Origin of the sequence: Desulfosporosinus acidiphilus SJ4, from assembly GCF_000255115.2 — a bacterium.
GTDB lineage: Bacteria > Bacillota > Desulfitobacteriia > Desulfitobacteriales > Desulfitobacteriaceae > Desulfosporosinus > Desulfosporosinus acidiphilus.
Window position 1 is genome coordinate 3,107,009 of record NC_018068.1, and the last position, 22,571, is coordinate 3,129,579.

The 22,571-nt window shown below is 42.4% G+C and carries 18 protein-coding genes, 1 tRNA gene and 1 riboswitch; of the genes, 6 read left to right on the forward strand and 13 right to left on the reverse strand.

The genetic code is table 11. The annotated features are described in order from the left end of the window. Positions 1-177: 177 nt before the first annotated feature. Positions 178-768 (forward strand): HD domain-containing protein, encoded by a 591-nt coding sequence (locus tag DESACI_RS14105; protein ID WP_014827867.1) that lies wholly within the window; start codon positions 178-180, stop codon positions 766-768. Here the strand turns inward: DESACI_RS14105 and DESACI_RS14110 are convergent. From DESACI_RS14110 to DESACI_RS14170, 13 genes are all read right to left on the reverse strand, one after another. Beyond that, the gene (locus DESACI_RS14110; protein ID WP_014827868.1) at positions 765-2,501 is read right to left on the reverse strand and encodes an MBL fold metallo-hydrolase RNA specificity domain-containing protein; all 1,737 of its coding nucleotides are present in this window, start codon (positions 2,499-2,501) and stop codon (positions 765-767) included. The genes DESACI_RS14105 and DESACI_RS14110 overlap by 4 nt on opposite strands. Positions 2,502-2,615: 114 nt before the next feature. Further along, positions 2,616-3,251 (reverse strand): response regulator, encoded by a 636-nt coding sequence (locus DESACI_RS14115; RefSeq protein ID WP_014827869.1) that lies wholly within the window; start codon positions 3,249-3,251, stop codon positions 2,616-2,618. Beyond that, a complete protein-coding gene (locus tag DESACI_RS14120; RefSeq protein WP_014827870.1) occupies positions 3,248-4,390 on the reverse strand; it encodes a sensor histidine kinase in 1,143 nt (380 codons plus the stop codon). Before DESACI_RS14120 ends, DESACI_RS14115 begins: the two co-directional genes overlap by 4 nt. A gap of 133 nt (positions 4,391-4,523) precedes the next feature. Next, positions 4,524-5,549: a hypothetical protein gene (locus tag DESACI_RS14125; protein ID WP_014827871.1), complete on the reverse strand. Its 1,026-nt coding sequence runs from the start codon at positions 5,547-5,549 to the stop codon at positions 4,524-4,526. A gap of 225 nt (positions 5,550-5,774) precedes the next feature. Further along, entirely contained in the window at positions 5,775-6,569 is a 795-nt protein-coding gene (locus DESACI_RS14130) for a methyltetrahydrofolate cobalamin methyltransferase (RefSeq protein WP_014827872.1), read from the reverse strand. Positions 6,570-6,637: 68 nt separating this feature from the next. Continuing rightward, entirely contained in the window at positions 6,638-7,600 is a 963-nt protein-coding gene (locus tag DESACI_RS14135; RefSeq protein WP_014827873.1) for an acetyl-CoA decarbonylase/synthase complex subunit delta, read from the reverse strand. A gap of 15 nt (positions 7,601-7,615) precedes the next feature. Continuing rightward, entirely contained in the window at positions 7,616-8,377 is a 762-nt protein-coding gene (locus DESACI_RS14140) for an ATP-binding protein (protein ID WP_014827874.1), read from the reverse strand. Positions 8,378-8,400: 23 nt separating this feature from the next. After that, the gene (locus tag DESACI_RS14145) at positions 8,401-10,311 is read right to left on the reverse strand and encodes an ASKHA domain-containing protein (RefSeq protein ID WP_014827875.1); all 1,911 of its coding nucleotides are present in this window, start codon (positions 10,309-10,311) and stop codon (positions 8,401-8,403) included. Positions 10,312-10,350: 39 nt separating this feature from the next. Next, positions 10,351-11,679: an acetyl-CoA decarbonylase/synthase complex subunit gamma gene (acsC, locus tag DESACI_RS14150; protein ID WP_014827876.1), complete on the reverse strand. Its 1,329-nt coding sequence runs from the start codon at positions 11,677-11,679 to the stop codon at positions 10,351-10,353. 95 nt (positions 11,680-11,774) lie between these two features. After that, positions 11,775-13,955: an acetyl-CoA decarbonylase/synthase complex subunit alpha/beta gene (gene acsB / locus DESACI_RS14155; RefSeq protein ID WP_014827877.1), complete on the reverse strand. Its 2,181-nt coding sequence runs from the start codon at positions 13,953-13,955 to the stop codon at positions 11,775-11,777. A 17-nt stretch (positions 13,956-13,972) separates the two neighbouring features. Then, positions 13,973-15,991 (reverse strand): anaerobic carbon-monoxide dehydrogenase catalytic subunit, encoded by a 2,019-nt coding sequence (gene cooS, locus DESACI_RS14160; RefSeq protein ID WP_014827878.1) that lies wholly within the window; start codon positions 15,989-15,991, stop codon positions 13,973-13,975. A 64-nt stretch (positions 15,992-16,055) separates the two neighbouring features. After that, positions 16,056-16,820, reverse strand: a complete 765-nt coding sequence (locus tag DESACI_RS14165; protein WP_014827879.1) for an ATP-binding protein — start codon at positions 16,818-16,820, stop codon at positions 16,056-16,058. A 435-nt stretch (positions 16,821-17,255) separates the two neighbouring features. Continuing rightward, the gene (locus tag DESACI_RS14170; RefSeq protein ID WP_014827880.1) at positions 17,256-18,113 is read right to left on the reverse strand and encodes a DegV family protein; all 858 of its coding nucleotides are present in this window, start codon (positions 18,111-18,113) and stop codon (positions 17,256-17,258) included. 107 nt (positions 18,114-18,220) lie between these two features. On the opposite strand from DESACI_RS14170, the gene DESACI_RS14175 reads away from it, so the two are divergent. The 5 genes from DESACI_RS14175 to DESACI_RS14195 all read left to right on the forward strand — a co-directional run bounded on the left by DESACI_RS14175 (position 18,221) and on the right by DESACI_RS14195 (position 22,569). After that, positions 18,221-18,297, forward strand: a tRNA-Pro gene (locus tag DESACI_RS14175). A 329-nt stretch (positions 18,298-18,626) separates the two neighbouring features. Further along, positions 18,627-19,196, forward strand: coding sequence for a GNAT family N-acetyltransferase (locus DESACI_RS14180; RefSeq protein WP_014827881.1), 570 nt, complete (start codon positions 18,627-18,629; stop codon positions 19,194-19,196). A 22-nt stretch (positions 19,197-19,218) separates the two neighbouring features. After that, positions 19,219-19,332, forward strand: a riboswitch (FMN riboswitch). A gap of 153 nt (positions 19,333-19,485) precedes the next feature. Next, positions 19,486-20,658 (forward strand): bifunctional diaminohydroxyphosphoribosylaminopyrimidine deaminase/5-amino-6-(5-phosphoribosylamino)uracil reductase RibD, encoded by a 1,173-nt coding sequence (gene ribD, locus DESACI_RS14185; protein WP_014827882.1) that lies wholly within the window; start codon positions 19,486-19,488, stop codon positions 20,656-20,658. Further along, positions 20,640-21,293: a riboflavin synthase gene (gene ribE / locus DESACI_RS14190; protein ID WP_014827883.1), complete on the forward strand. Its 654-nt coding sequence runs from the start codon at positions 20,640-20,642 to the stop codon at positions 21,291-21,293. Before ribD ends, ribE begins: the two co-directional genes overlap by 19 nt. A gap of 73 nt (positions 21,294-21,366) precedes the next feature. Further along, on the forward strand, positions 21,367-22,569 hold the full coding sequence (locus DESACI_RS14195; RefSeq protein ID WP_014827884.1) for a bifunctional 3,4-dihydroxy-2-butanone-4-phosphate synthase/GTP cyclohydrolase II: 1,203 nt from the start codon (positions 21,367-21,369) through the stop codon (positions 22,567-22,569). Positions 22,570-22,571: the final 2 nt, after the last annotated feature.

Here is a 22,571-nt window from a genome sequence, read left to right on the forward strand (position 1 = left end):
CTAGAATATTCATGCTTTTAAACTATTTTCCTTCTTAAAAACCAAAGACCTGACCCTTTATATATCGAATAAACGATATCTAAGTGTCATTAGCACCTAATATATTACCAATATTTAGGAGGATATTTCTCTTCCTTTGGCGTATATAGTTCTCAAAAGAAACAAGGAGGCTAATTTATGGAGTTCCGTCAAGAACTTATTCAAATTGTGGATAAATCTGGTGCTCATCCCGCCTGGGGAACAAAGCATTGCTTTAGGGTCTATCATTTGGCAAAAGAACTTTCCTCGCATTTGATTCTCGATGACGAGGTATTATTTGCTTCTGCGCTGCTGCATGACACGGGAAAATACCCCGTTTATGCTATTAAAAATGTTGATCATGCTTTGCGGTCAAAAGGAGTCTCTGTAAACCTTTTACAACAAATGAACTTCCCACAAGATAAAATACCCTTGGTTTTAGATGCCGTTGAAAATCACATGTATTATTCGGAACCTGGCCGCAGTGATGAAGCGGTTTATATACGTGAATCAGACATCTTAGATAATTTGGGGAATATCGGCTTAATGAGATTATTCAGTCTTGTAGGCCATGATGAATTAATCCAAACTCCAGAGCAGGCAATCGAAAGGGCCCGACTATTTGCAGATGCTTTGCCGGATAAAGTCTCCACAAAATCAGGAAAACGGATAGCTATTAAACGACGTGAAGAAACACTGCGGTTTCTTGCAGGAATAAAACGCCAAACCGCCGAGTTTGAAATGGTTTAACGACGATTTGCCTGATCATGTTCTTCAAGCCAATGTGTCAAACCGTCAAGTAAGTACACAACTCGATCGAAATTGCGGGAACGATTGCCTTCATCAATAATCTTTTTAAGATGATGTCGAAGTCGAAGGTAAGCCTTGTTAACCTGAGCTCGAGAATGATGCGGTTCCTTACGGCTTGTCCGTTTGGTCGGCAAAGGTGCAGACTGTAAACAAGATTTCTTCAGAGGGCTCTCAGAAGGAACGGATGGTGATGGTATTGTCTCCCCGGAGATAACCGAAGAATCCTCCGTTAACCATGATTTTTCGGGAATATGTCGGATAAATTCATGAGAAGTATACTCAAATACTTCACCTAACTGAGGAATGAGAGGTGTCTTCCCAAATGTTTCTTGAATTTTAGCAGAAAAAGCTGCTTGTGCTTCTAATTCTCCATGAATAAGAATAATTTGCTCTGCCTTTTTCCCTAAAAGAGAAAGCCAGTGAAGAAGTTCGGCCTGATCGGCATGAGCCGACAAACCATCCATATGACGTATTCGAGCTTTTACGGCTATTTCCTCTCCGTGAATAGTAACCTTTTCTGCTCCTTCGGAAAGTAATCTGCCAAGAGTTCCTTGAGCCTGAAAGCCAACAAACAATACCGTAGCATTATTGCGCCATAAATTATGTTTTAAATGGTGTTTGATCCTGCCGGCATCTGCCATTCCGCTAGCAGCAATAATAATAGCCCCGCCTTCAATTTCGTTAAGAGCCATAGAATCTTCTGCTGTCTGACTGAAATGCACATTCGCCATAGTAAGCGGACTACTTCCATGTTTTATTAACTCACGCGTTTCTAAGTCAAAGTGTTCTGTATTTTCTTGAAATATCTTGGTTGCCGCAATTGCTAAGGGACTATCTATATACACAGGTAGAACCGGTATTCTATGTTCATCCTGCAGTTTCCGCAAATAAAAGAGAAGATCTTGCGTACGTTCAATAGCGAAAGCAGGGATAACTAAATTCCCCCCCGCCTCATAAGTAGAACGAATCGTCTCGGCGAGCTGCTCCTCACGATCTGTCTTTTTCCCGCCGTCATCATGAAGACGATCCCCATAGGTTGTTTCCATAATAACCATTTCTGCATCACTTAAAATGCTGGGTTCCTCGAGATAGGGTTGGTTTACATTCCCAATATCGCCGGAAAAAACAATCGATTTATTGAAGTCAGGTTCTTTAACGTGAAGCACCACATGAGCCGAACCTAAAATATGACCGGCATCATATAATTCAAAGGATACTGTAGGGACTAGTTCGACATTTTCGTGATACGATACTGCCCGAAAATTCGGAAGACTATCCAAGGCATCTTGAACGGTGTATATCGGTACTAAAGGTTTTAATCCTGCTCTCAAGCGTTTTCTATTTTTTCGTTCAATTTCCATCTCTTGAATGTGACCACTGTCCGGCAACATTATCGAGCACAGCTTAATGGTTTCAGGAGTAGCCCAAATGTTCCCTTTAAACCCTGCTTTCACTAATTTTGGCAGCATACCTGAGTGATCCGTATGTGCGTGGGTCAAAATAACAGCGTCCAGGCTTGCAGGATCAAAAGGAAAGTCTCCATAATTTAATTCTTTAAGAGCCTTAGAGCCTTGAAACATTCCACAGTCAATTAAAATTCGTGATTTGTCGGATTCCACGAGATATGATGATCCAGTTACTACTTGAGCTGCACCAAAAAAACTAATCTTCATGACTAATCCTCCATTTTCCAAGGTCTGAAGCTAAAAGATCCAAAAATAATTTAATTTAATCTTACCTGCAAAAGATCTAATACGCAATACATTGAGTATTGACTTTAAGGAAATTTAATCGAGTTGAATTAATTTAAGTTTTACAGCCTTTAAGGCAGCTTGTGTGCGATCTTCTACTTCTAACTTTCTATAGATACTTGATAAATGATTTTTTACTGTTTTTTCACTAATAAATAAAGCGGTTCCTATTTCACGATTCGACGCCCCACGAACTACATAGTGAAGAATTTCTAATTCTCGCTCACTAAGCCCACAAGTGTTCCTTACTAAAGGCTGGGTTAATTGACCCATCAATTTACCCGTAACCGTTGGAGACAAAATTGGTTCACCATTGAATACTTTATAAATAGACTGAATCAATGTCTTTGAGTCTACGTCTTTAAGCAAATAGCCTGCCACACCTATCTGCAGAACTTCAAGAATCTTATCATCAGAGTCGTCAACTGTAAGAACCAAAATACCGATATTTGGCTTTTCTCGGCGAATAACCCGCCCAGCCTCTAAGCCATTAACTCCCGGCATATTTAGATCCATTAACAAAATATCAAATTCCAAACTTCTTGCAATATTGATGGCACCTTGTCCATCTCCGACTTCGGCAACGACTTTTATCCCATCTTCAAATTCTAAAATGCGGCGCAAGCCCTCTCTCAACAGTGGGTGATCATCAGCAATGACAATGCGTATCATAGTTTGTCCCCTCTCTCACCCCTCGATGGAATTAAAAATTTGATAATTGTTCCTTTTCCAAAACTAGATTGAATAGATAGACGTCCATAAAACATTTCAACACGTTCCCGCATACCTATAAGACCGAAGTGTTCTCCGGGTGTTTGCATGGCAGAATCAACTTCAAATCCTATCCCATAATCCTGAATTCGAACAGATGTCCAATCGTCTTGGAAGTTTAGTAAGATATTTACTTTGGCGGAGTGCGCGTGCTTGGCTACATTTGTTATACCTTCTTGTATTAATCTGAAAAGAGCTGCTTCCATACCTGGAAGAAGCCTTTTTTCATGTCCAGCTACCTTAAATTCACAGGTTATTCCATAGGTGTTACTAAAATTATCCAGGTATTTGGAAATTGCAGCACTTAATCCCTGATCATTCAAGGCCAAAGGGCGCAGATCAAAAATAATCCTTCGGATATCTTGAAGATTGGCACGAACTAAATTCTTGAGATCAATTAGTTCCGCTTTTACATGACTAGGATTATATTCCATTAACTTTTCAGCAATCTCTAAACGCAGAACAATATTTGCTAGAGTTTGAGCCGGGCCATCATGTATTTCCCTGGCAACTCGCCGTCTCTCTTCCTCCTGAGCTTTTATAATACGCAATCCTAACTCTTGTCGTTGTTCGTGGCTATGGGAATTAAGCGCTCCCTCAATCTCACCTTGTAAAAGACTAATGGCCATACTTACCTGAGTCATCAAATTTTGGGCCCGATCAATGGTTTCCTGCATCTGATTCAAGGATCGTTCCAACTCATTCCTTCGCTTACGCAATTCAGCTTCTCTAGACTGCAGGAGCTGCAAACTCACCTGAGCATCCTTGGCCTCTGCATAGGCCTCAATCATCTCTTTTTGGGTGTATTGTTGATAGGAACTATTGACTGCCATTAACCGCATTCGTTTTTGGCGATCAACTTTCTCCTGGGCATCAACTAGACAGATAGTATCTGAAATATCAGACTTTAGCTGAGAGAGTTCATTTGTCAAGCGAAGGGTTTCATTGCGTGTAGTTTCAGCTATAAAAAAAATTTCTTCTTTTCCCGACTCGATAGCTTCTAAAGTATTTTTTATAATATCTCCCAACTTATCAGACAAAAACGATACCTCTTTTCCATTGTATCTTGCACTACGAAATTATGTTTTAAAGGTTTTCTCGAGAATTAGCTTAAAGTTTAATATTCGACAAAGAAATAGTATTTCCTACTACCTGGGGTATAAAAAAAACCTGTTAATTTAATGGTTGTTTCTGTTTTTGACGTGAAATCTGTCGTATTCCTCGTTCCAATCTGCGGGGAAACATTAAATCGTCTGAATTGCAAATTAATACCTTCCAGCCTTGTCGATTTAGTAGTTTTATATCGCAAGATTTCTCTGTTTCATGTAAACAAATCAGTAAATCCTCGACTTGAGCAAAAACTGACTGATTCATTACTTTTATATTCCATTGAATTGATTTACCCGGAAAGATTGTTTGTAATACATTCTTCAAACGATTCTCTTGGTTTGGTTCACAACTGGACTCCGCTGAAATCAATGCTTCCTGAAGTTCATTTTTCCTCTGAAAAGTTATATTATTATCATCATTATTCAGAATTACTAAATCATGCTGAATTGCTTCATTACTTGACTCTAGACCCTCTAGATTATGTTGCAGCTCTTGGACATTATCCGCTAGTTCTTTCTCTCTTTCTAAAATCCCAGCCGCTTCAGTGAATCCTTGTTCCGTTTCTTGACGATCCTTATTAACCTCGTTTACTACTGCGAAAACAGGAGATGCACTTTCGATACCTTCGATACCTTCCTCGTGTTTCTTCTTAGATAAAGCTTCTTCGCTTTCTATTCTTGGATCTTGATCGTTAAAAGATACAGAACCGGTAATATTCTCCTCTCTTTCAGAAGTTACACTAGAAATCTCTGCTTCAGATATGTTCTCTTTCGTCGTAGTTTGTATTGCCTGAGCTGTCCCTTCAGAGAGCATTCGTTTTTTAATATCATCGAAGGACTCAAAGTTATTAATAATCCGCGCATCGGGAAGTCGTTGTTCGATAAGCTGCTTTACTCCATCTTCAAGATATTCGGCGGGAAACAGTGCGATACTTTGTAGTAACGAAGTTAACTTTGCAACAATTTGACATCCTTTATTAAATTCTGTCTCAGCATCCAAACCTTTTAAAAGGCAAACAGTAAAAATCCTTTCAATAATTTGATCAATCCATTCATTAATTCGCGAATCATTGTGGAAAAGTGTCTCCATAATAGCACACCTCCGGTTTTACTTTCTGTAGATAGCTATGCTTGCTTATGGTTAGGTATGAATATCTATCAAGAATATCTCAATATCGCTTTAAGGAAACTTAGCTAAATCGGCAATATAAAACTCCTCAGTGTTCTGAGGAGTTTTATCGTTAGGATGGATAAGTACATTTTCCATCCATTGGAGCTATAAATACTTGTAAGATATAGTATGATTTTGTGACATTTAGCGCGAACGGAAAACTTTTAGATACGAATCAGCGTAAATGCTCTTGTTAAGCAGGATTTGAGCTGTTGCAGCTACATCGACCAAATCATCATCGTTGGCATCCATAATAGCTGCATCTAAGCCGCAAGCTATGGCCATTGCCAGGTAGGTTCTATTGATCAAATTACGGTCTGGTGATTTTTGAGATACGTTTGATAACCCAAGAACAGTACGGGGAGCCGGATCAGACAACATTTTTACTTGGCGAAGACTCTCTAAAACCTCTGGTGCATGTTCTTGAGCAACATTAACCGGAAGAATTAAGGGGTCGATAAAGAGATCTTCCATTCTCAGTCCATATTCATCAGCAGCTGCCACTAATTCCATGGCAAATGCCACCCGGTTTTCTGAGTCCTTGGGAATCCCTTTTTTATCCATAGTTAAGCCAATGACGCCGGCATTATATTGAATGGCCATTGGAAATACACGTTCAATTTTGACCCGTTCAGCCGGGCAAGAATTGATGATTGCCGGGCGTTTACATACCTTCAAGCCTGCTTCAATGGCATTGTAGTTCGTTGAGTCCAAAACCAACGGCAAATCTGATACTTCTTGAATGACGTTAACCATCCACTCGTAGGCTTCCACACGTTCCTCCGTAGGAATCGCAGGACCTGAGTTAACATCAAGATAATGGGCTCCGCCTTCTTGTTGTTTTACTGCCCAATGTTGAATCGGCTTAGGATCTTTATTGCGCAGGGCATTTCCAATGTCAGTAAACATTCCATTGATACGTTCTCCAAAAATCAGCATTGAATCACGACCTTTCATTATTATCAAATTGATAAATAAAGTCACAGTAAAGGAGTAACTTGAATGAGTTATTTGCTCATCATATCTGCTATATTTTTCTGGACTAAACGCACCGCAGCAGGATTACGCATGACAAGAATACTAGCCCCTGCTTGGAGCATACCCGAAGCGGTCATAGCTTCCCAAAGCACGCCTCTGTCTTGAAGTTCACCCCAACCAGGAAACTCATCGGCTGAGGCGTTCGCTTCTTTACAGCGGTTGGCCTCATAGCCAACTGTGCAAATCATCGGCATGGACAGCATTTTGTCGTTTGCCAGAGAACCTAGACGGGCGCGTTCCATGATGGAATATGCATATTCGATACCAAAGCCAAGTCCCCCGATCATTGGGTCAATGACAATTTTATTGAGAGGTAAACCCATTTCGTTAATTAAGATATTCAATTGTTTGCAAATATTAATATCAAGAGGTGAGCGGGCGATAACAGTATGCTTGTGAACCATGGCTGCGGCTGTAATCGATTTATAGTTATCTTGTTCTGCCAGTCCCAGAAGCAGATTTTCTCCCGCTGCAGCTTCAGCAATTGCGGCAATGACTTCATTGTTCTTTTGGTCATTGTCACACCCTACAACAATGAGGGGAACTCCAACCGCTGCCAGAACATCTTTCACAATACGTGCACAATCTTCCGGAGATCGATTCTCTCCATCAGGATCTGCTCCATTTAATTTGAGATAAATTAAATCGGCTTTAAATTCCTCGACACATTTTTTAGCCCAAGCTGCCGGATCATTAAGAACATCTCCGAATTGACTCTTTATTGTCTCATTCCAAGAAGGGACAATGTCGTTGACCTCCATAGCGATGACCGGGCGGTAATTTAGTTCTCCTTCGAAGTGAAGAAAGGGCAGAGCACTATCTCCACCAACGGTGACAGTAGAAGTTCGGGTTCCTCCTTGTTCAGAAGTTGCGCCTAGGACAACTTCTCCGACTTTACTCGTATATCTCTCTTTTACTAATGCAACGGACATGAACTTCTCTCCTTTCTAGTTAAAGATTCCGGCACGATTCAAGATGCTTCCAACAGCCTTGACCGAGACGGCATCATCGGGTAACTCAAATAATGGCTTTCCTGCCAAGTCATATTCCACAACCATCGGGTCGAGGGGAATATCCCCTATTAAGGTGAGGCCTGTCTGCACAATTTCTTCTTTCAGCAATTCCACGCTGTCCTCATTTGTTTTAGTAACAATTAAAAACAATTTTCCCACTGCTGATTTCAATCCTTGAATAAGATCATAAACCCGCCGGGCCGAACGTACACCACGTGCAGATGAATCACTGATCACAAACATGACGTCAATATGAGGAATTGTTCGCCGGCTAATGTGTTCGAGACCCGCTTCGGAATCAACAACCACATAATCATAGCCTTCTCCGATATCCTCTAAATGCTTGCGCAGGATATCATTAGGATAGCAATAGCATCCTGCTCCCTGTGGCCCGCCCATGACGAGAAGATCAATATCCTTAGTCTCCACAAGAGCCTGCTGAAGTTTATACTCAATAAAGATATTTTTGGGCATTCCTGTGGGAATTGCTTTAGGATCTTTGCTTTGTTCAAGTACCTCTGAAATTGTCCCAGTCACTTCTAAACCTAAAGCCTCATCCAAATTTGCATTAGGGTCGGCGTCAACGGCCAGAATAGAAATTCCCTTTTTTTGTTGAACCATTTGCCTTAACAATAATGAAGTGAATGTGGTCTTCCCTACCCCGCCTTTTCCTGCAACTGCTATATACTTTGCCATTTAGAAAACCTCCATTAATCACATTAATGACAAGATGGAAATAGGGATAAATCTGTATGAGGCAAGAACAACGCCGATACATACTCGTCCATGAATGTTGCCCCAACCGACAGTTCTACATAAGTCATTTTTCGCCCCAACTCTTCCGCTTCGCGCCAAGCCCTTTGGGATAACAAGGCTAGACGAGCTCCTTTCACTGAAGAATTTCCGATAAACTCAAAACGTTCCGGTTCAAGGTCCGGCAATAATCCTATGCGGACAGAATCATGGACATTGAGATAATTACCAAAACCACCGGCGATCACAATACGGCTGATCATTTCCAGATCTACGGCAACCATATTAAGCAGCGATCGGATCCCAGCGTAAATAGCTCCTTTGGCACGAATGATGTTTTTTACATCATTTTCAGTAATGACCACATCTTTTTGTCCGCCTGCTTGGTGAGCCCAAGCCAGGACAAATTCTTTGTCATCGGCAGTTTCCCGCAATCGTTCAGAGCCAGAAGGATGACCTAATTGAAAATTGCCGGCCCGGTCAATAATACCGGCACTGAGCATTTTGGCCAGACAATCGACAAGTCCTGATCCACAGATACCCACAGGCAAACCTTTTCCAATCACCTTAAGTGAAACATCCAAGGTATCAGAATCAATCACAACACGTTCAATAGCTCCTGGCATAGCTCTCATACCAAAGGTTATTCCGCCGCCTTCAAAGCTCGGGCCTGCAGAACAGGCACAGGATACAAGCCAATCTTGGTTTCCGAGCACAATTTCCCCGTTTGTTCCGATATCAATAAATAAGGTAATATCTTCCCCATTGGCTAAATCGGTGACTAATGTTCCCGCAACGATATCTCCGCCCACGTAGCTTGCCACAGAAGGATAGCAATGAACTAGGGCCTCCGGCAGCATGTGCAGGCCAAGGTCCCGCGCCGTAACTGAAGGAACTGTTGACATAGTGGGAATATAAGGTTCCAGTCGAATATATTTCGGATCAACTCCTAAAAACAACTGGGTCATTGTTGTATTCCCTGCCACAACAGCACTTGAAATATCAGTTTGGGGTATTGATTGCCGGCTCAGCAGTTTGTCCACAAGGTCATTAATGGTTTCTACAACAGCTTGACGAATTAACTGTAAGTTTTCTTCGCTTTCTACCGCATAGACAATCCGGGAAATAACGTCATCTCCATATCGCGCTTGCTTATTATAAGAGCCCTGCTGGTCGACAATCTTTCCATTGGAAAGATCTATCAGATAGACCACCACTGTCGTTGTACCAATGTCAATAGCCAAACCGAAAAGCGGATTATTATTGCCTGCTTCAACATGGGTCACTGTGAAGCCGGATTCGAGATCCGTTAACGTCACCGAAATGTCCCAGTTGGCTTTACGCAGCGTCTCAGGTAAATTCTGAAGAATTGACAGTGGAATGTGGATTGGTCTATCACCGGCTTTCAGAACACGTCGCAGTTCCATAGTAAGCCGTGCCCAATCACTGGTATTTTCCGTCAAGGTCGGAGATGACAACACTATTCTTTGCTTCGTTGCTAAGGGATGATGCCCAAATGTTTCAAGCAAATCATGTTCGCTTTCCTGTAAAAGTCCTTTTTGAGTATCTCCCAATAAAACTTGGTGTTCTTGCAGCCGGGACTCGGGAGGCACCTCAATAATCATGTCTCCTTGAATAATTGTTTTGCAGGCCAGCCGAACACCTTTGGAGAGTTGATCGGGGGTCAGGTTTCCAGTCCCTGTTACTTGAGGCTCCCCGCTTTGAACGACGACTTTACAGGCACCGCACGTTCCTTTACCTCCGCACCCAGACTTAATAAATATTTCAGCTTGAGCAGCCGCAGCAAGCAGCGTTGTTCCCTCTTCAACTTGAATAATGCGGTTATCCGGCATGAATTTAATTTGAGCTATGGGCATCTTTTTCACTTCCTTAAAATCCGAGAAATTCCCAGACCCTTACATTAATTGAGATTTTGCAAAGGAAATGATTCCACTGGATTCACGAGGGCCGACAATTACTTTCCATCCGGTTAATTCCGCTAGTTTTCCTGATACTACTGCGACATAACCCGGAATAATAATATTGCGATGCTTTACTTTATCCCCGATACCGCTTGCTTCCATGGCTTGAGCAATTTTGTCAGGCTCAAATTTACCGGCGGCATAGGCAGTTAGCACCGAAGTTCCGTCAGTATCAATGGGGAGAATATAGCTGGGAATTTTTGTTGCTTCAACTTCTCCTTCTACGCTGTAATAGGTTAAGGAAAAGTTCGTCGTAACATAAAATGGAGAGTTTTCGTTTACGTCTCCAACTGTATGAAGTTTTGGTTCAACTTGAATCGGTTTTTGCGGATCAGTATAGAGGTTTTGACGCAACGTCATCAACGGTAAAAGATGAGCTTTAGTACTGGTATTTAAAACGACAGCACTGGCATATTTAGAGACATAAACTGAAGCTTCCATGATTTCATCCAAAGGTTCGGAATGACTGGAATATGCAATGACCGGATATCCAAACGGGCGGAATTTTTTCTTAATGGCTAAACGACGCAGATGGGTTAAATTAGCTAACGTTTCCACCGGAGTTCTCGAACCAGGATCTAAAACGAACTCTTTATAGCCCAATGTCTGAGCCTTTTCCACGAGGTCATTTAAAGCATCAAGGCCTTCTGCTTTTAAAATCACCGGAACTGAATTTTCTTTAGCAATATTAACTATCGCTTCATAATTTTCTGCCGTCGCTTCTCCGATTAAGGGTTTACGGGCCGCTAAGGGGGCAAGTGCCGCTTTCAAAGCTGCTGGATCGCTGCTGATCAGGAGCAATGATTTATCTGTTCCTGCTGCCACAATCCCGGCTGCTTTTTCGAAACGAGCGGCATCTCCCGATTCATTGACAACTGCAACGCCGTCGATGGCATAGTGAAGGCCCACACGATCAAACTCTAAGCTGTCAATTTCCTTAACCTTCGCTTCAATTTCAGCATCACTCAATTTGTCAGAAACTCGAATCAATAAAGTTGTCGGATGATAGAACGTCTTATCATGACGGAAAAGAACATTTTCGTCGCCAAGAACCGAGTCTTTCCCGAATTTAATAGCTTTGATCGGAGGAGCAGAGGCAGAATCCAAGGCCTCTTTGGCAGCTGCCGTGACATAAGGGCAAGTGTCTAAGGCTGCTTTTCCAGAAGCTAAGGCCATAGCAAAAGCAAGACAAGTTGGTACTCCACACTCTCCGCAGTTTTTCTTAGGTAATTGCTTATAAATTTCTAAACCTGTTAGTGCCATAGTTAAACCCCTTTCTTATTGAGTATCAAGCAAGCAGACTCGAAGGCCCCGGAATTCATAAAACATGACAGGGCCTTGAGTTTTAACAGCCTGCTTTACATTAATGGGTCAAGAGTGAAGCAGGGATGTCCGTTTTCCTCCAGGAATGGGACTATTTCCTCAGCAGTGGTTCCGATGGACTCATCGGCAATTTTGTCGATGAAGTCAGCACCCAACCCTTCATCAATGGAACGCTGTACAAAATCCTCACGCAAAAATTCTTTCAATTCCTTGGGCATCCAGATAATACGTGCGATACCGCCGTCCGCCGGAATGAATTTTTTACTAAGGATGTAGGAGCGCCCAATTCCCATAAAGCCCGGAGTCTGCATACCACCACCGCAAGTTCCTGCCAGTGTTGAGAAGGTCATACCGGAGGGAGTCATACCAGAATGTTCACGAGTGGTTATCATGAGACCGTTTGCTTCCGGAACAATCGCCATAATGGCTTCAAAGCAGCCGCAGGAGGTCATTGGCCGATCCATCAGGGTATAAAGGTTAACTTCTTCCAGAGTATTATTCGAAGCTTTATACAGGTAATCATTGCAGGATTGCCACATTCCCCTTAATTCGTCAATGGCCGGTCCTTTGGGAATCGGCTGATTTGGCCCATTGGGGGCAATTTCATGTGATGCTTTTGCATCCAGCCAGCTCACTGCTCCGCAAAGGCCAACCCGTTCAGGTGTAACAATGCAGACGTGGTTTGGAGCAAAGGACTGACAAAGCAGACAGGAATAAAAATCTTCCACAGATTCATCCGTCAGGCTCCTCATGCGATCATCACGAGCTCTGTAGCGTTCGCGGGCAAGAACGATGCCTTCATCCACTGCGGCCTGATCGAGCATAATTGTTACTTCGACCCGGTCAATAATTGCCGGGAATTCCTCTTTCAACTTAGCAATTAAAAGTTCCCCGAAGTGTTTCATTAAGAAGCCCTTGGCCCGGGCATCTTTAGAAATCCGGACCCAGCACAAATCCCGTTGGGCTACGTGCCAAACACCTTCACCATAGTTGGCGAAATAGTGAATTCGACGTTCAAAGACGCCTTCAAAATCCGCCTGCATTTTTCGTCCATAAATATCGATTTTAATTCCTAAAGGAAGTTTGGAACCTTCAGGAACAGTATCAATATCAGGGCCAATAACGGTGACACGACCGTCTTGGATATTCTCGGGTCCAACCATTTGCACAAGCTCAAAAGCAGTTGTACGGCCGCCGCCAAATTCGACGTAGGTATCTCCTTTGCGAATCGTCTCGCCTTCGAAGGCCGGACCGAAGTTAACAGGAATCGGTAATTCGATGTTCGTTAATTTAATTCCTCGGACCTCCAAAGCGAGAGGTACGATTTTTTCATAATCTGGTTCTGAAATATACCAATCAGGGATCTGCATATCCTCCCCAAGAGTTTGATCCGTCAGAACCGGGAAGCCCATGAAAATGGCGCCCATTTCTGCAGCTACTTTAACATCATCAAGTTCGCCTAAATGAAGCACGAAGGCCCGAACTCTGCGTCGCTGATAGTCGCGATGGTTTTCTCTTTCCCCGGCAGGAATTCCACCGAAAGCCAGACCTGCGCGGAAAGCATAGTTTACAGCATGAATAACCTGGGTAAAGTTTCCTAAGGGGAAAGCGATATAATCTTCTCCAATTTTCACGTTCTCTTCAAGTAATTGTTCAATAACCTCATCGCAGAGGAAGATCATAAACCCTTTACCCATCAAATTATCAACGATTTTCTTAGCAGCCTTAGAATCCTTGGCCCGTCCAAGGATTACCGCCACACCGGGAATAGTCCAGTCAACCATCTTAATTCCGTGTTTCCGAACAACAGGGTCACCTAGGAATCCTGTCCACGGTTTTACCTTTGGTTCATCTCCTCTGAGATAATGAATCGTCTCAATGACTTCGGCAGCATAAAGAACCGATTCACCCCAGAGTCTGGCGTTATCGAAGGTAAGTTCAGTGCGAACTTGATTGCGCACTCTGTTCAAAATAGGAACTAATTCACCCAGCGTGGTTACCTTTTCGCCGGAAAGACATGTGATAACCGGGAGATGATAAGCAGTGTCAGGATAAGCAATCGCCTGAGCTGCCCCATAATCTTTAATCGCGCGGTTAAGGAGAATTTCAGCGTAAGTCATGGCAATTACAGTTCCGTCATAAGCTTTGCGCAGCAATTTTTTGGGTTGATTATTAGGGTCCTTTATAGCTTCTGCGTAGATTTGTTCCATTGACATCAGACATTCCTCCTTTCTTACCAACCTTGGGCTATAGGTGTTTCATTTTTTTCGGCCGTTTTCTTATGGATATTAAGTTTCCAGGTACGATACTCCAAAGCATCTAATAGTTTTTGGGCACCAATAAGCGGATCGACTTCAAAGATGAAGTTTCCACCAAAAACGTCATGAGCGATTTGCGTTGTGACACCATAAATCAAATCACTGCCTTCAACCGGCGGCAACGAGCCTACATGAGTCGGCAGACCTAAGCTCACACACCAAGTACCGATAGCAACCGCTTTTTCATGCATAGCCTCAGGAGCTGAAGCTACAAACGGAACTTTCGGGATATCGACTCCAAGTTCATTAGCCATAGCCACTGCTAAATCAGCACCTCTGCTGTTATCAACGCAGGAACCGACATGGAAGACTAAGGGCAAACCAGTTGACAATTGTGGATTAGCATCTTCAAGGGTTTTAAGGAATGACTTAAGCCCTTCCCCGGCATATGCCTCAACAGCTAAAGGCGACATGAGACCGAATTTGGCGTAAGCACCTGCCGAGCAACCGGTTGCTATGACAAATACATCGTTTTTAACAAGTTCTTTTAAGACTGTAACATGGCCTTCATCTTGAGTCCTCTTTAAATTGTTGCAGCCTGCCATTAAGGCAACTCCCTTAAGCTGACCGCTTAAGATGGCATCTGTTAACACGGAAATCGGCCGTTCCGGACAAATTTTAGCGAAGATATCTGTAAGAGCCTCCATACTGAAGCCGGCTACAAGTTTATGACGTTCCGAGGGAATCGAAATCTTATTAGGATCTCGTTGTTTATAAGCTTCAATTGCAATGCTTATAAGTTTCTGAGCATCTTCCATGGCCGTTTCAGGTTTAAAGGCAACATGCTGGGCACCGGGAGTTTTCATGATGCCTTCTGTGGTAACAATTTTAGTGTGGAAGCATTCTGCGGCAGTTTGAACAGAAGGATAGATACATTGAATATCCACGATCATAGCATCCAAAGCCCCAGTCATAATTGCCATTTCTTGCGAAGCTGAAGACGTTGCTAAATAAACTCCTTCCCTCATGAGCAGTTCATTACCGGTACAACAAATACCTACAACGTTAACCCCTTCTGCCCCAACCTTTTGAGCTTCCGCTTTCATTTTCCTGGCAGCGGCAACGACCATTTCGCTGAGGACAGGATTGTGACCATGAACAGCTATATTTACCATTTTGGGATCAATAACTCCCAGATTAGCTTCGGAAACAATGGGTTCAGGGACTCCAAACAACACATCGCTGAGAGTTGTTCCCACATATTCCCCAGCTAAATCCGCAAGAGCAGTTTTAATCCCACCGAAAATAATATTGACGGGGTCATTATCAACTCCCATAGCAGTTTGAGCTAATAATTCAGTAACTGTGCCGTCAATTGCTTTGGGCATAACATTAGTGTGTTGAAATTTATTACGACGCCCTTGGGTCATGAAAGAATCCAAAAATGCCAACGGACGGTCTTGATAGCGTCCAAAATCAGCATATCCCAGCTCAACTACATCTTTGAGAATTTCCTTATCCTCGCGGTCAAGAGTTGATATCCCTAATTTTTGAGCTAAATTATGAAGTTTATCTGCTGATTTTATTTCATAATCCGGGGCGTGACCTTCGACTAAAGCATGAGCGGTATGAAGAACGTGACGTGCGTGCTCCGAATGGGATGCTGCTCCTCCGGCGATTAAACGTACAAGATTACGAGAAACAATGGTGTAAGCTGATGCTCCACAAATTCCACGACTGCCAGGACCATCTTCCTTTTTGACTCGACATGGACCGGCGATGCAAATCCTGCAGCACACACCTTTATAGCCAAAAGTACACTGCGGTTGTTGAGCTACTACGCGATCAAAAACCGTTTCGATATTTCTGCCTTCTAGCATTTTTAACATTTGGAGAGTACCTGGATCCGTTGTACGAACAGGATTCTTCGGATCAACAACACGCGGTGCATCCGATGGCCGGGCAGTATGGGTTAAATCCCGATATCTAGGCATGTTACAACCTCCTCTTTAATAAGTTCCCCTTCTCATACTCTTATTGCTGCTAAAGAAACTCCTGTCATCTCCCTTCTTCGGCAATTTTTTCATAGATTTTATTGAGCTGAACTCCCAGAGACCCTTCAGGCAATTGAAAACCGCCTGTATTGATGGACATTTCCAACAGTTCGTCGCTGTAAGGGATGATGCCAATAAGCTGCTCTTCAGAAAAGCGGTCTCCAAGAAAATTTTCATCATTCAAATTGCGAATTTTATTGCCTATAACGACGACACGGGGAATACCAAGCTCATTAGCAAGTTGTTGAATCACATGGACAGTTTGTACGCTTACCTTAGACGGTTCTGTAATAATTGCCAGAACATCAACGCCTAACGCTGTGCCACGTGTCAACTGTTCTATACCCGCGCCCATATCCAGAATCACAGTATCTTTTTCTCCAAGAATCAGCGAGTTAACTAAAGCTTGCAAGAAGCTGTTTTCCTTACAATAACAAGAAGTTCCTCCGCCTTTGATATTCCCCATCCTGAAAAAGCGAAGCTGCCCAAGAGATACACTGTAATCATTTAAGATATCATCGACATTAGGATTAAGAGGATAAAATGCTCCGCTCCCTCCCATCCGTTCTTCAATTAGTTCCTTCATATCAACAATAGCTTTCAAATTTGTCAGTACCTCATCCGGAATTCCCAATATTGTCCCCAAACTTGCATCGGGGTCCGCATCAACTGCTAAGACTGTAATTCCTCTGTTTACTAACCAACGGGCAAAATTTGCAGTAAAGGTGGTTTTTCCGACACCACCTTTACCGGAGATCGCGATTTTCATGAGGATCACCTCTCCTTTTAGCTACAGTTAAGCTACCATTACCTGGAACAAGTCTTGGTTATACAAATATATATTCTTTTTTTCTTTCCCGAATCCTTCAAACATTCTTAATTTATTTTAATATTTTTATTTTTTTACATAAGGTAAATAAATCCATATTCATTTTATATTATGATTGTATTTTATATTCAGTAATTACTTAATATTCTGATATTAGTATGTGGTACTAATTCTTATTTTCCCTTTTAATTTTTTTTAACCTGTTAAATTCATATGTATTCTCGTAAAAAATCATGATTCTTAATTACATGAGGACGGTAACTTTTAGTCAATCTAAGATATTTACTACGTGACTCTTAGTGTTGAGGCGCAACTAAAAACAAATCATAAGATTATACCTCAGGCTTTAGAGGAAACTTCAATTTTTGCACACCTCTAGAGTAGAGGCCAAGGATGAAATACCAATCCAAATGCACCCGTTCCCACATGAGTCGCTATTACAGCCCCTGCTTCAAATAAGCATATCTCATGTTCTGGAAAGCGACGTTTAAGTTCCGACATGAGTTCTTCCCCTTCTTCAGGAACGTTTACATGCATGACACAAATACGGAATCTTTTTCCACTTGACAACGCTCTCACTAACTCTTCAAGTACACGCTGCCATGCTCTTGATCGAGAACGAACTTTATCAAAAACATCGATTTGACCTTGTTGGTTAAAATATAAGATCGGTTTTATCTGAAGTAAAGTTCCCAGCAAAGCAGCCGCACCGCCTATTCGACCGCCTCGTCGCAAATTTTCCAGAGTATTGACGATAAAATAAAGTTCCGTCTCTTTTTTTAACATCTGAAGTTTTGGTAATATTTCCGATGAGTCTAACCCTTGCTCTGCCCATTCTGCGGCTGCCCATGCTAAGGCCCCGAGTCCTAGAGCTGATGATCCCGAATCAAAAACATGGATTTTCTTATTAGAGGCCAAATCAATTGCCATTTGAGCTGAGCGTATAGTACCACTGATAGCACTGGAAAGATGAAGACTAATGATTTCTTCAATACCTTGTGCAAACAAGGATTCGTAGGCATCAAGAAAAGCTCCCACTGGTGGTTGGGAAGTCGTTGATAAACTATTAATATGATTAAGCTTTTCGAAATATTGCTTATTCGATAATTCAGTTTCTGGAAATGTCTCTGCACCAATCGTGACTGCAAGGGGAACGACAATAACTTGGAATTGTTGTAAAATATCTTTCGTTAAATATCCTGTAGAATCCATAACGATTCCGATTTTTCTCAAAATTCTTCTCTCCTCAAAATTTATGCCAAGAATATAATTCATTAAGGAATAAGGTTGACAGGATTAAAGTGGTTTGTTATTATAATACTCGTTGTAACAAACGATTGCGGGGCGTAGCGCAGTTTGGTAGCGCGCTTGGTTCGGGACCAAGAGGCCGTGGGTTCGAATCCCGTCGCCCCGACCACTTAGCTTTGATGAAAGAGTTCTGATGAGAGGAACTCTTTTTTATTTTACACTTTATACGTTATTTTCCTTATGAGCTTCTACCCTACCCACTTGTTCATGGTGTAATTTTATTCCATCTGTACAATCATGTAAAGCATTTAATTATGATTACAACCGTTTAGTTAATTTTCGACGTTAATCTCGTCTAATAGAATTGATTATAATTTTTATAAAAATATAACGAGTGATATAATTAGTTAATTGCACTTGTCTGTCTATCGCTAATTGTACTTATGCCGCTCAGGGTACGAAGGCCTGAGCGTAAAACCAACTGAATAGGAGCCTAAAATGCTAGAAGGTAAGAAAATAAAAATCCGGCCCATCGAAGAAGAAGATATTGATACTCTCTATCAATGGTCAAATGATGAAGAAATCAACTATTGGTCCAGCGGTGCCTGGCCGTTGAATACTCTTTATACCAGAGACCAAATCATTGATAAATACCTCGAAAATCCCTCGGACACTTATCGCTACGCAATGTTAAATGAAAATGATTTATTAATTGGTACCATTGGTTTTAAAGAAGTCAATATTCCATGTCGTTCGGTAACCCTTTTCATTGTCATAGGGGAAAAATCCTATTGGGGACTGGGCTACGGTACAGATGCTCTTATAACCTTTGTGCGTTTTCTGTTTACTCAGTGGAACTTCCATAGAGTTTCCCTTGATACTTGGGATGAAAACCTTCGCGCCATCCGAACTTACGAAAAAGTCGGCTTTAAAATCGAAGGCCGGCAGCGAGAAGCGCGCTTTATCCTGGGAAATTATCATGATGCTGTTCTGATGGGGGTATTGCGCGATGAATTCTTGGCCCTTCATGGAAAATTACAGGTTGCTAAATCTGGCCGCCTAGAGTAAACTATAAATAATTTAATCATGAAATATCCTCTGGGGTTGGGTGAAATTCCCTACCGGCGGTAAAGCCCGCGAGCCTTTTGGCAGACTCGGTTAAATTCCGAGGCCGACAGTAAAGTCTGGATGAGAAGAGGAATAGGTCGTTAAAAAGTGTTTTTTGCGCGCTTTTTTATTATGACTTTAACCCAACACTCGAGGATAAACGAGTGTTTTTTTTATTTTCCTAAATTTAAAAGTTTTTCGATTTTCTTTTGGGGAAAACTAAACTATCAAATATTAAGAAAGGATTCTTATGCAGCCAAAAAATACTTCGCAAAAATTAACAGACGAAATATACATGTCTAAAGCCCTAGAACTTGCGGCACTGGCCTTGGGGAGAACCAGTCCTAATCCCGTTGTCGGTTGTGTAATCGTTAAAAACGATCAAATTGTGGGAAAAGGATATCACCGGAAAGCCGGCACACCTCACGCTGAAATTCATGCCTTGTCAGAAGCGAAAGACCAGGCGAGGGGTGCTACGGCCTACGTAACTCTGGAACCTTGCTCGCATTTTGGCAGAACTCCGCCATGCTCGGATGCTTTGATCAGAGCCGGAGTAAAACGTGTCGTTGTCGCCCTAAAGGATCCCAATCCTCTGGTAGCAGGTGGTGGAATTCAGCGCTTGCATGAAGCCGGAATCCCGGTTGAGGTGGGAGTCATGTCTCATGAGGCTGCTATGTTGAATGAAGCATTTTTTAAAGCCATAACAACAAAAATGCCATTTGTTCTTTATAAAACAGCTCTAACCTTAGACGGCAAAATTGCAACGGAAACCGGAGATTCACGCTGGGTAAGCAATGAAAGCTCGCGCCGTTATGTTCACCAATTACGTAATTATTACGATGTTATTCTCGTAGGAAGCGGAACGATCCTCCGCGACAATCCCGCACTTACTTGCCGCTTACCCGGCGGACGAGATCCAATCCGACTTATTGTCGACGGAGAATTGCGTATTCCAGAAAACTCACAGGTTCTTACTTCTTCCGGCGAGAGCCCTTGCATCATTGCTACGACGAAGGCAGCGCCGATTGAAAAACTCAAACAGCTAACAAAGCTTGAAAACCTAGAAATCTGGCAATATGATACACCACGCCATGTCCCCGTTAAAGAAATGCTTAAAGATCTATTCAGTCGGGGTTGGAACAGCGTCTTACTCGAAGGCGGCGGGACCCTTGCCGGTACTCTCATCCAAGAACAATGTGTTGACAAACTGGAATGTTTTATTGCACCCAAACTTGTGGGAGGAAACGGTCCCTCTCCCCTCTCCGGATTACATATCCCGTTAATGAGTGAGGCAATTGACCTTCATGATCTCCAGGTAGATACCACTTTTGGAGATATTCATGTAACGGGATATCTGACGTCCCGACAAATAATCAATGACGAGAATTCAAAAGGAGGATATTCGTGTTTACCGGAATTGTAGAAGAACTTGGTATCGTCCGCACTCTTCGTCTCTTACCGGACTCCGGTCAGCTTACCCTTCAGGGAAAAAAAGTTCTTGAAGGTACACAGGTGGGTGACAGCATTGCTGTTAATGGGGTTTGTCTAACAGTTATTCATCAAAACCAAAATGAATTCACTGTTGACGTTATGGCTGAAACGCTGGCAAAAACAAATCTCGGTGAACTGAAGAACGGCAGCCATGTGAATCTGGAAAGAGCCTTGCAGCTTCAAACCCGTCTGGGGGGACATTTAGTAAGCGGACATGTCGATGGAGTTGGTTCAATTCGAAGGACAACTCCTTGGGGAATTGCACAACTTCTCGAAATCAGTGCCCCCTCCACTCTTCTTTCCTTCATCCTGCCTAAGGGTTCTATTGCCATCGATGGGATTTCACTAACCGTAATTGATGTAGAAGATGATTATTTTACAGTATCTCTAATTCCCCACACGTTTAAGGAAACCACCTTAGGCATAAAAAAAATCGGTGCTACAGTTAACTTAGAGACAGACCTTATTGGCAAATATGTTGCCCGCTTCATGGGTCTCCAGAAGACACCCGCTAAATCCAAAGAAAATCTATCCCTTAATTTTTTAGCAGAAAATGGCTTTACCTAACTTATAACTGAGGAAAGGATATGAAGAAGATACCTTGCTGAAAGTACAAGAAATTTCTTGAGGAGTGATTATCATGCATTTTAATACGATTGAAGAAGCCATTGAAGATATTCGCCAAGGTAAAATGATCGTCATGGTTGATGATGAAGACCGAGAAAACGAAGGCGATCTGGTTATGGCCGCAGAGCTTTCTACCCCCGAAGCAATTAATTTCATGGCAACTTACGGAAGAGGTCTTATTTGCGTTCCCATGACCAAGGATCGTATTCAAGCCCTACAATTGGAGCCTATGGTTACCCAGAATACAGATCCGCATGGAACAGCCTTTACAGTCAGCGTCGATGCCTCTGACAGTTCCACGGGAATTTCTGCTTTTGAACGCGCAAATACCGTTAAAGTTCTGATGGATCCCAAGAGCAAACCTGACGATTTGCATCGCCCGGGACATATCTTTCCTCTTCAAGCCCGAGAAGGCGGCGTGCTGGTACGAGCCGGCCATACGGAAGGTTCCGTAGATTTGGCTCGTCTTGCCGGATTACAACCGGCTGGTGTTATTTGTGAGATCATGAATGAAAATGGAACTATGGCCCGAGTACCTGACTTACAAATTTTTGTCGAGAAACATAATCTCAAAATAGTAACATTAAAAGATCTTATTGCCTATCGTCGTCAATCCGAAAAGCTGATTGAAAGAGGTGAAACCATCCATCTTCCGACAGATTACGGTGATTTCTATGCCACCGGTTATCTCAGTATCATTGATCAAAAAGAACATTTGGCTATTGTTAAAGGAAATGTTGATAATGGAAATCCGGTTCTTGTAAGAGTTCATTCAGAATGTCTCACAGGGGATGTCTTCCATTCCCGCCGTTGTGATTGCGGTGACCAACTTGCAGCTGCACTGGAAGAAATTGAACGTGAAGGTCGTGGTGTCTTGCTTTACATGAGACAAGAAGGCCGCGGTATAGGTCTCTTAAATAAACTTAAAGCTTATAAACTGCAAGAAGAGGGCAAAGATACAGTGGAGGCAAATCTTGCTTTAGGATTCCCGGAAGACCTGCGCGATTACGGTGTAGGCGCCCAAATCTTAGCGGATCTAGGTATTTCTAAAGTTCGTCTGATGACAAATAACCCCAAGAAAATTGTCGGACTGGAGGGCTACGGCTTAAATGTCGTTGAAAGAGTGCCTCTGGAGATCCCTTCAAAGCCCGAGAACTTCAAGTACCTTTGTACAAAGAAAACAAAGTTAGGTCATTATTTATCGGCCGTAAGATAATA

Excerpts from the sequence above, each read along its gene's own strand:
- acsC (WP_014827876.1), bottom strand. The coding sequence starts at position 11,679 with ATGGCACTAACAGGTTTAGAAATTTATAAGCAATTACCTAAGAAAAAC.
- DESACI_RS14125 (WP_014827871.1), bottom strand. The coding sequence starts at position 5,549 with ATGGAGACACTTTTCCACAATGATTCGCGAATTAATGAATGGATTGAT.
- DESACI_RS14110 (WP_014827868.1), bottom strand. The coding sequence starts at position 2,501 with ATGAAGATTAGTTTTTTTGGTGCAGCTCAAGTAGTAACTGGATCATCA.
- DESACI_RS14195 (WP_014827884.1), top strand. The coding sequence starts at position 21,367 with ATGCATTTTAATACGATTGAAGAAGCCATTGAAGATATTCGCCAAGGT.
- DESACI_RS14145 (WP_014827875.1), bottom strand. The coding sequence starts at position 10,311 with ATGCCCATAGCTCAAATTAAATTCATGCCGGATAACCGCATTATTCAA.
- DESACI_RS14105 (WP_014827867.1), top strand. The coding sequence starts at position 178 with ATGGAGTTCCGTCAAGAACTTATTCAAATTGTGGATAAATCTGGTGCT.
- DESACI_RS14115 (WP_014827869.1), bottom strand. The coding sequence starts at position 3,251 with ATGATACGCATTGTCATTGCTGATGATCACCCACTGTTGAGAGAGGGC.
- DESACI_RS14140 (WP_014827874.1), bottom strand. The coding sequence starts at position 8,377 with ATGGCAAAGTATATAGCAGTTGCAGGAAAAGGCGGGGTAGGGAAGACC.
- cooS (WP_014827878.1), bottom strand. The coding sequence starts at position 15,991 with ATGCCTAGATATCGGGATTTAACCCATACTGCCCGGCCATCGGATGCA.
- ribD (WP_014827882.1), top strand. The coding sequence starts at position 19,486 with ATGCAGCCAAAAAATACTTCGCAAAAATTAACAGACGAAATATACATG.
- DESACI_RS14130 (WP_014827872.1), bottom strand. The coding sequence starts at position 6,569 with ATGCTGATTTTTGGAGAACGTATCAATGGAATGTTTACTGACATTGGA.
- acsB (WP_014827877.1), bottom strand. The coding sequence starts at position 13,955 with ATGTCAATGGAACAAATCTACGCAGAAGCTATAAAGGACCCTAATAAT.
- DESACI_RS14165 (WP_014827879.1), bottom strand. The coding sequence starts at position 16,820 with ATGAAAATCGCGATCTCCGGTAAAGGTGGTGTCGGAAAAACCACCTTT.
- DESACI_RS14180 (WP_014827881.1), top strand. The coding sequence starts at position 18,627 with ATGCTAGAAGGTAAGAAAATAAAAATCCGGCCCATCGAAGAAGAAGAT.
- DESACI_RS14135 (WP_014827873.1), bottom strand. The coding sequence starts at position 7,600 with ATGTCCGTTGCATTAGTAAAAGAGAGATATACGAGTAAAGTCGGAGAA.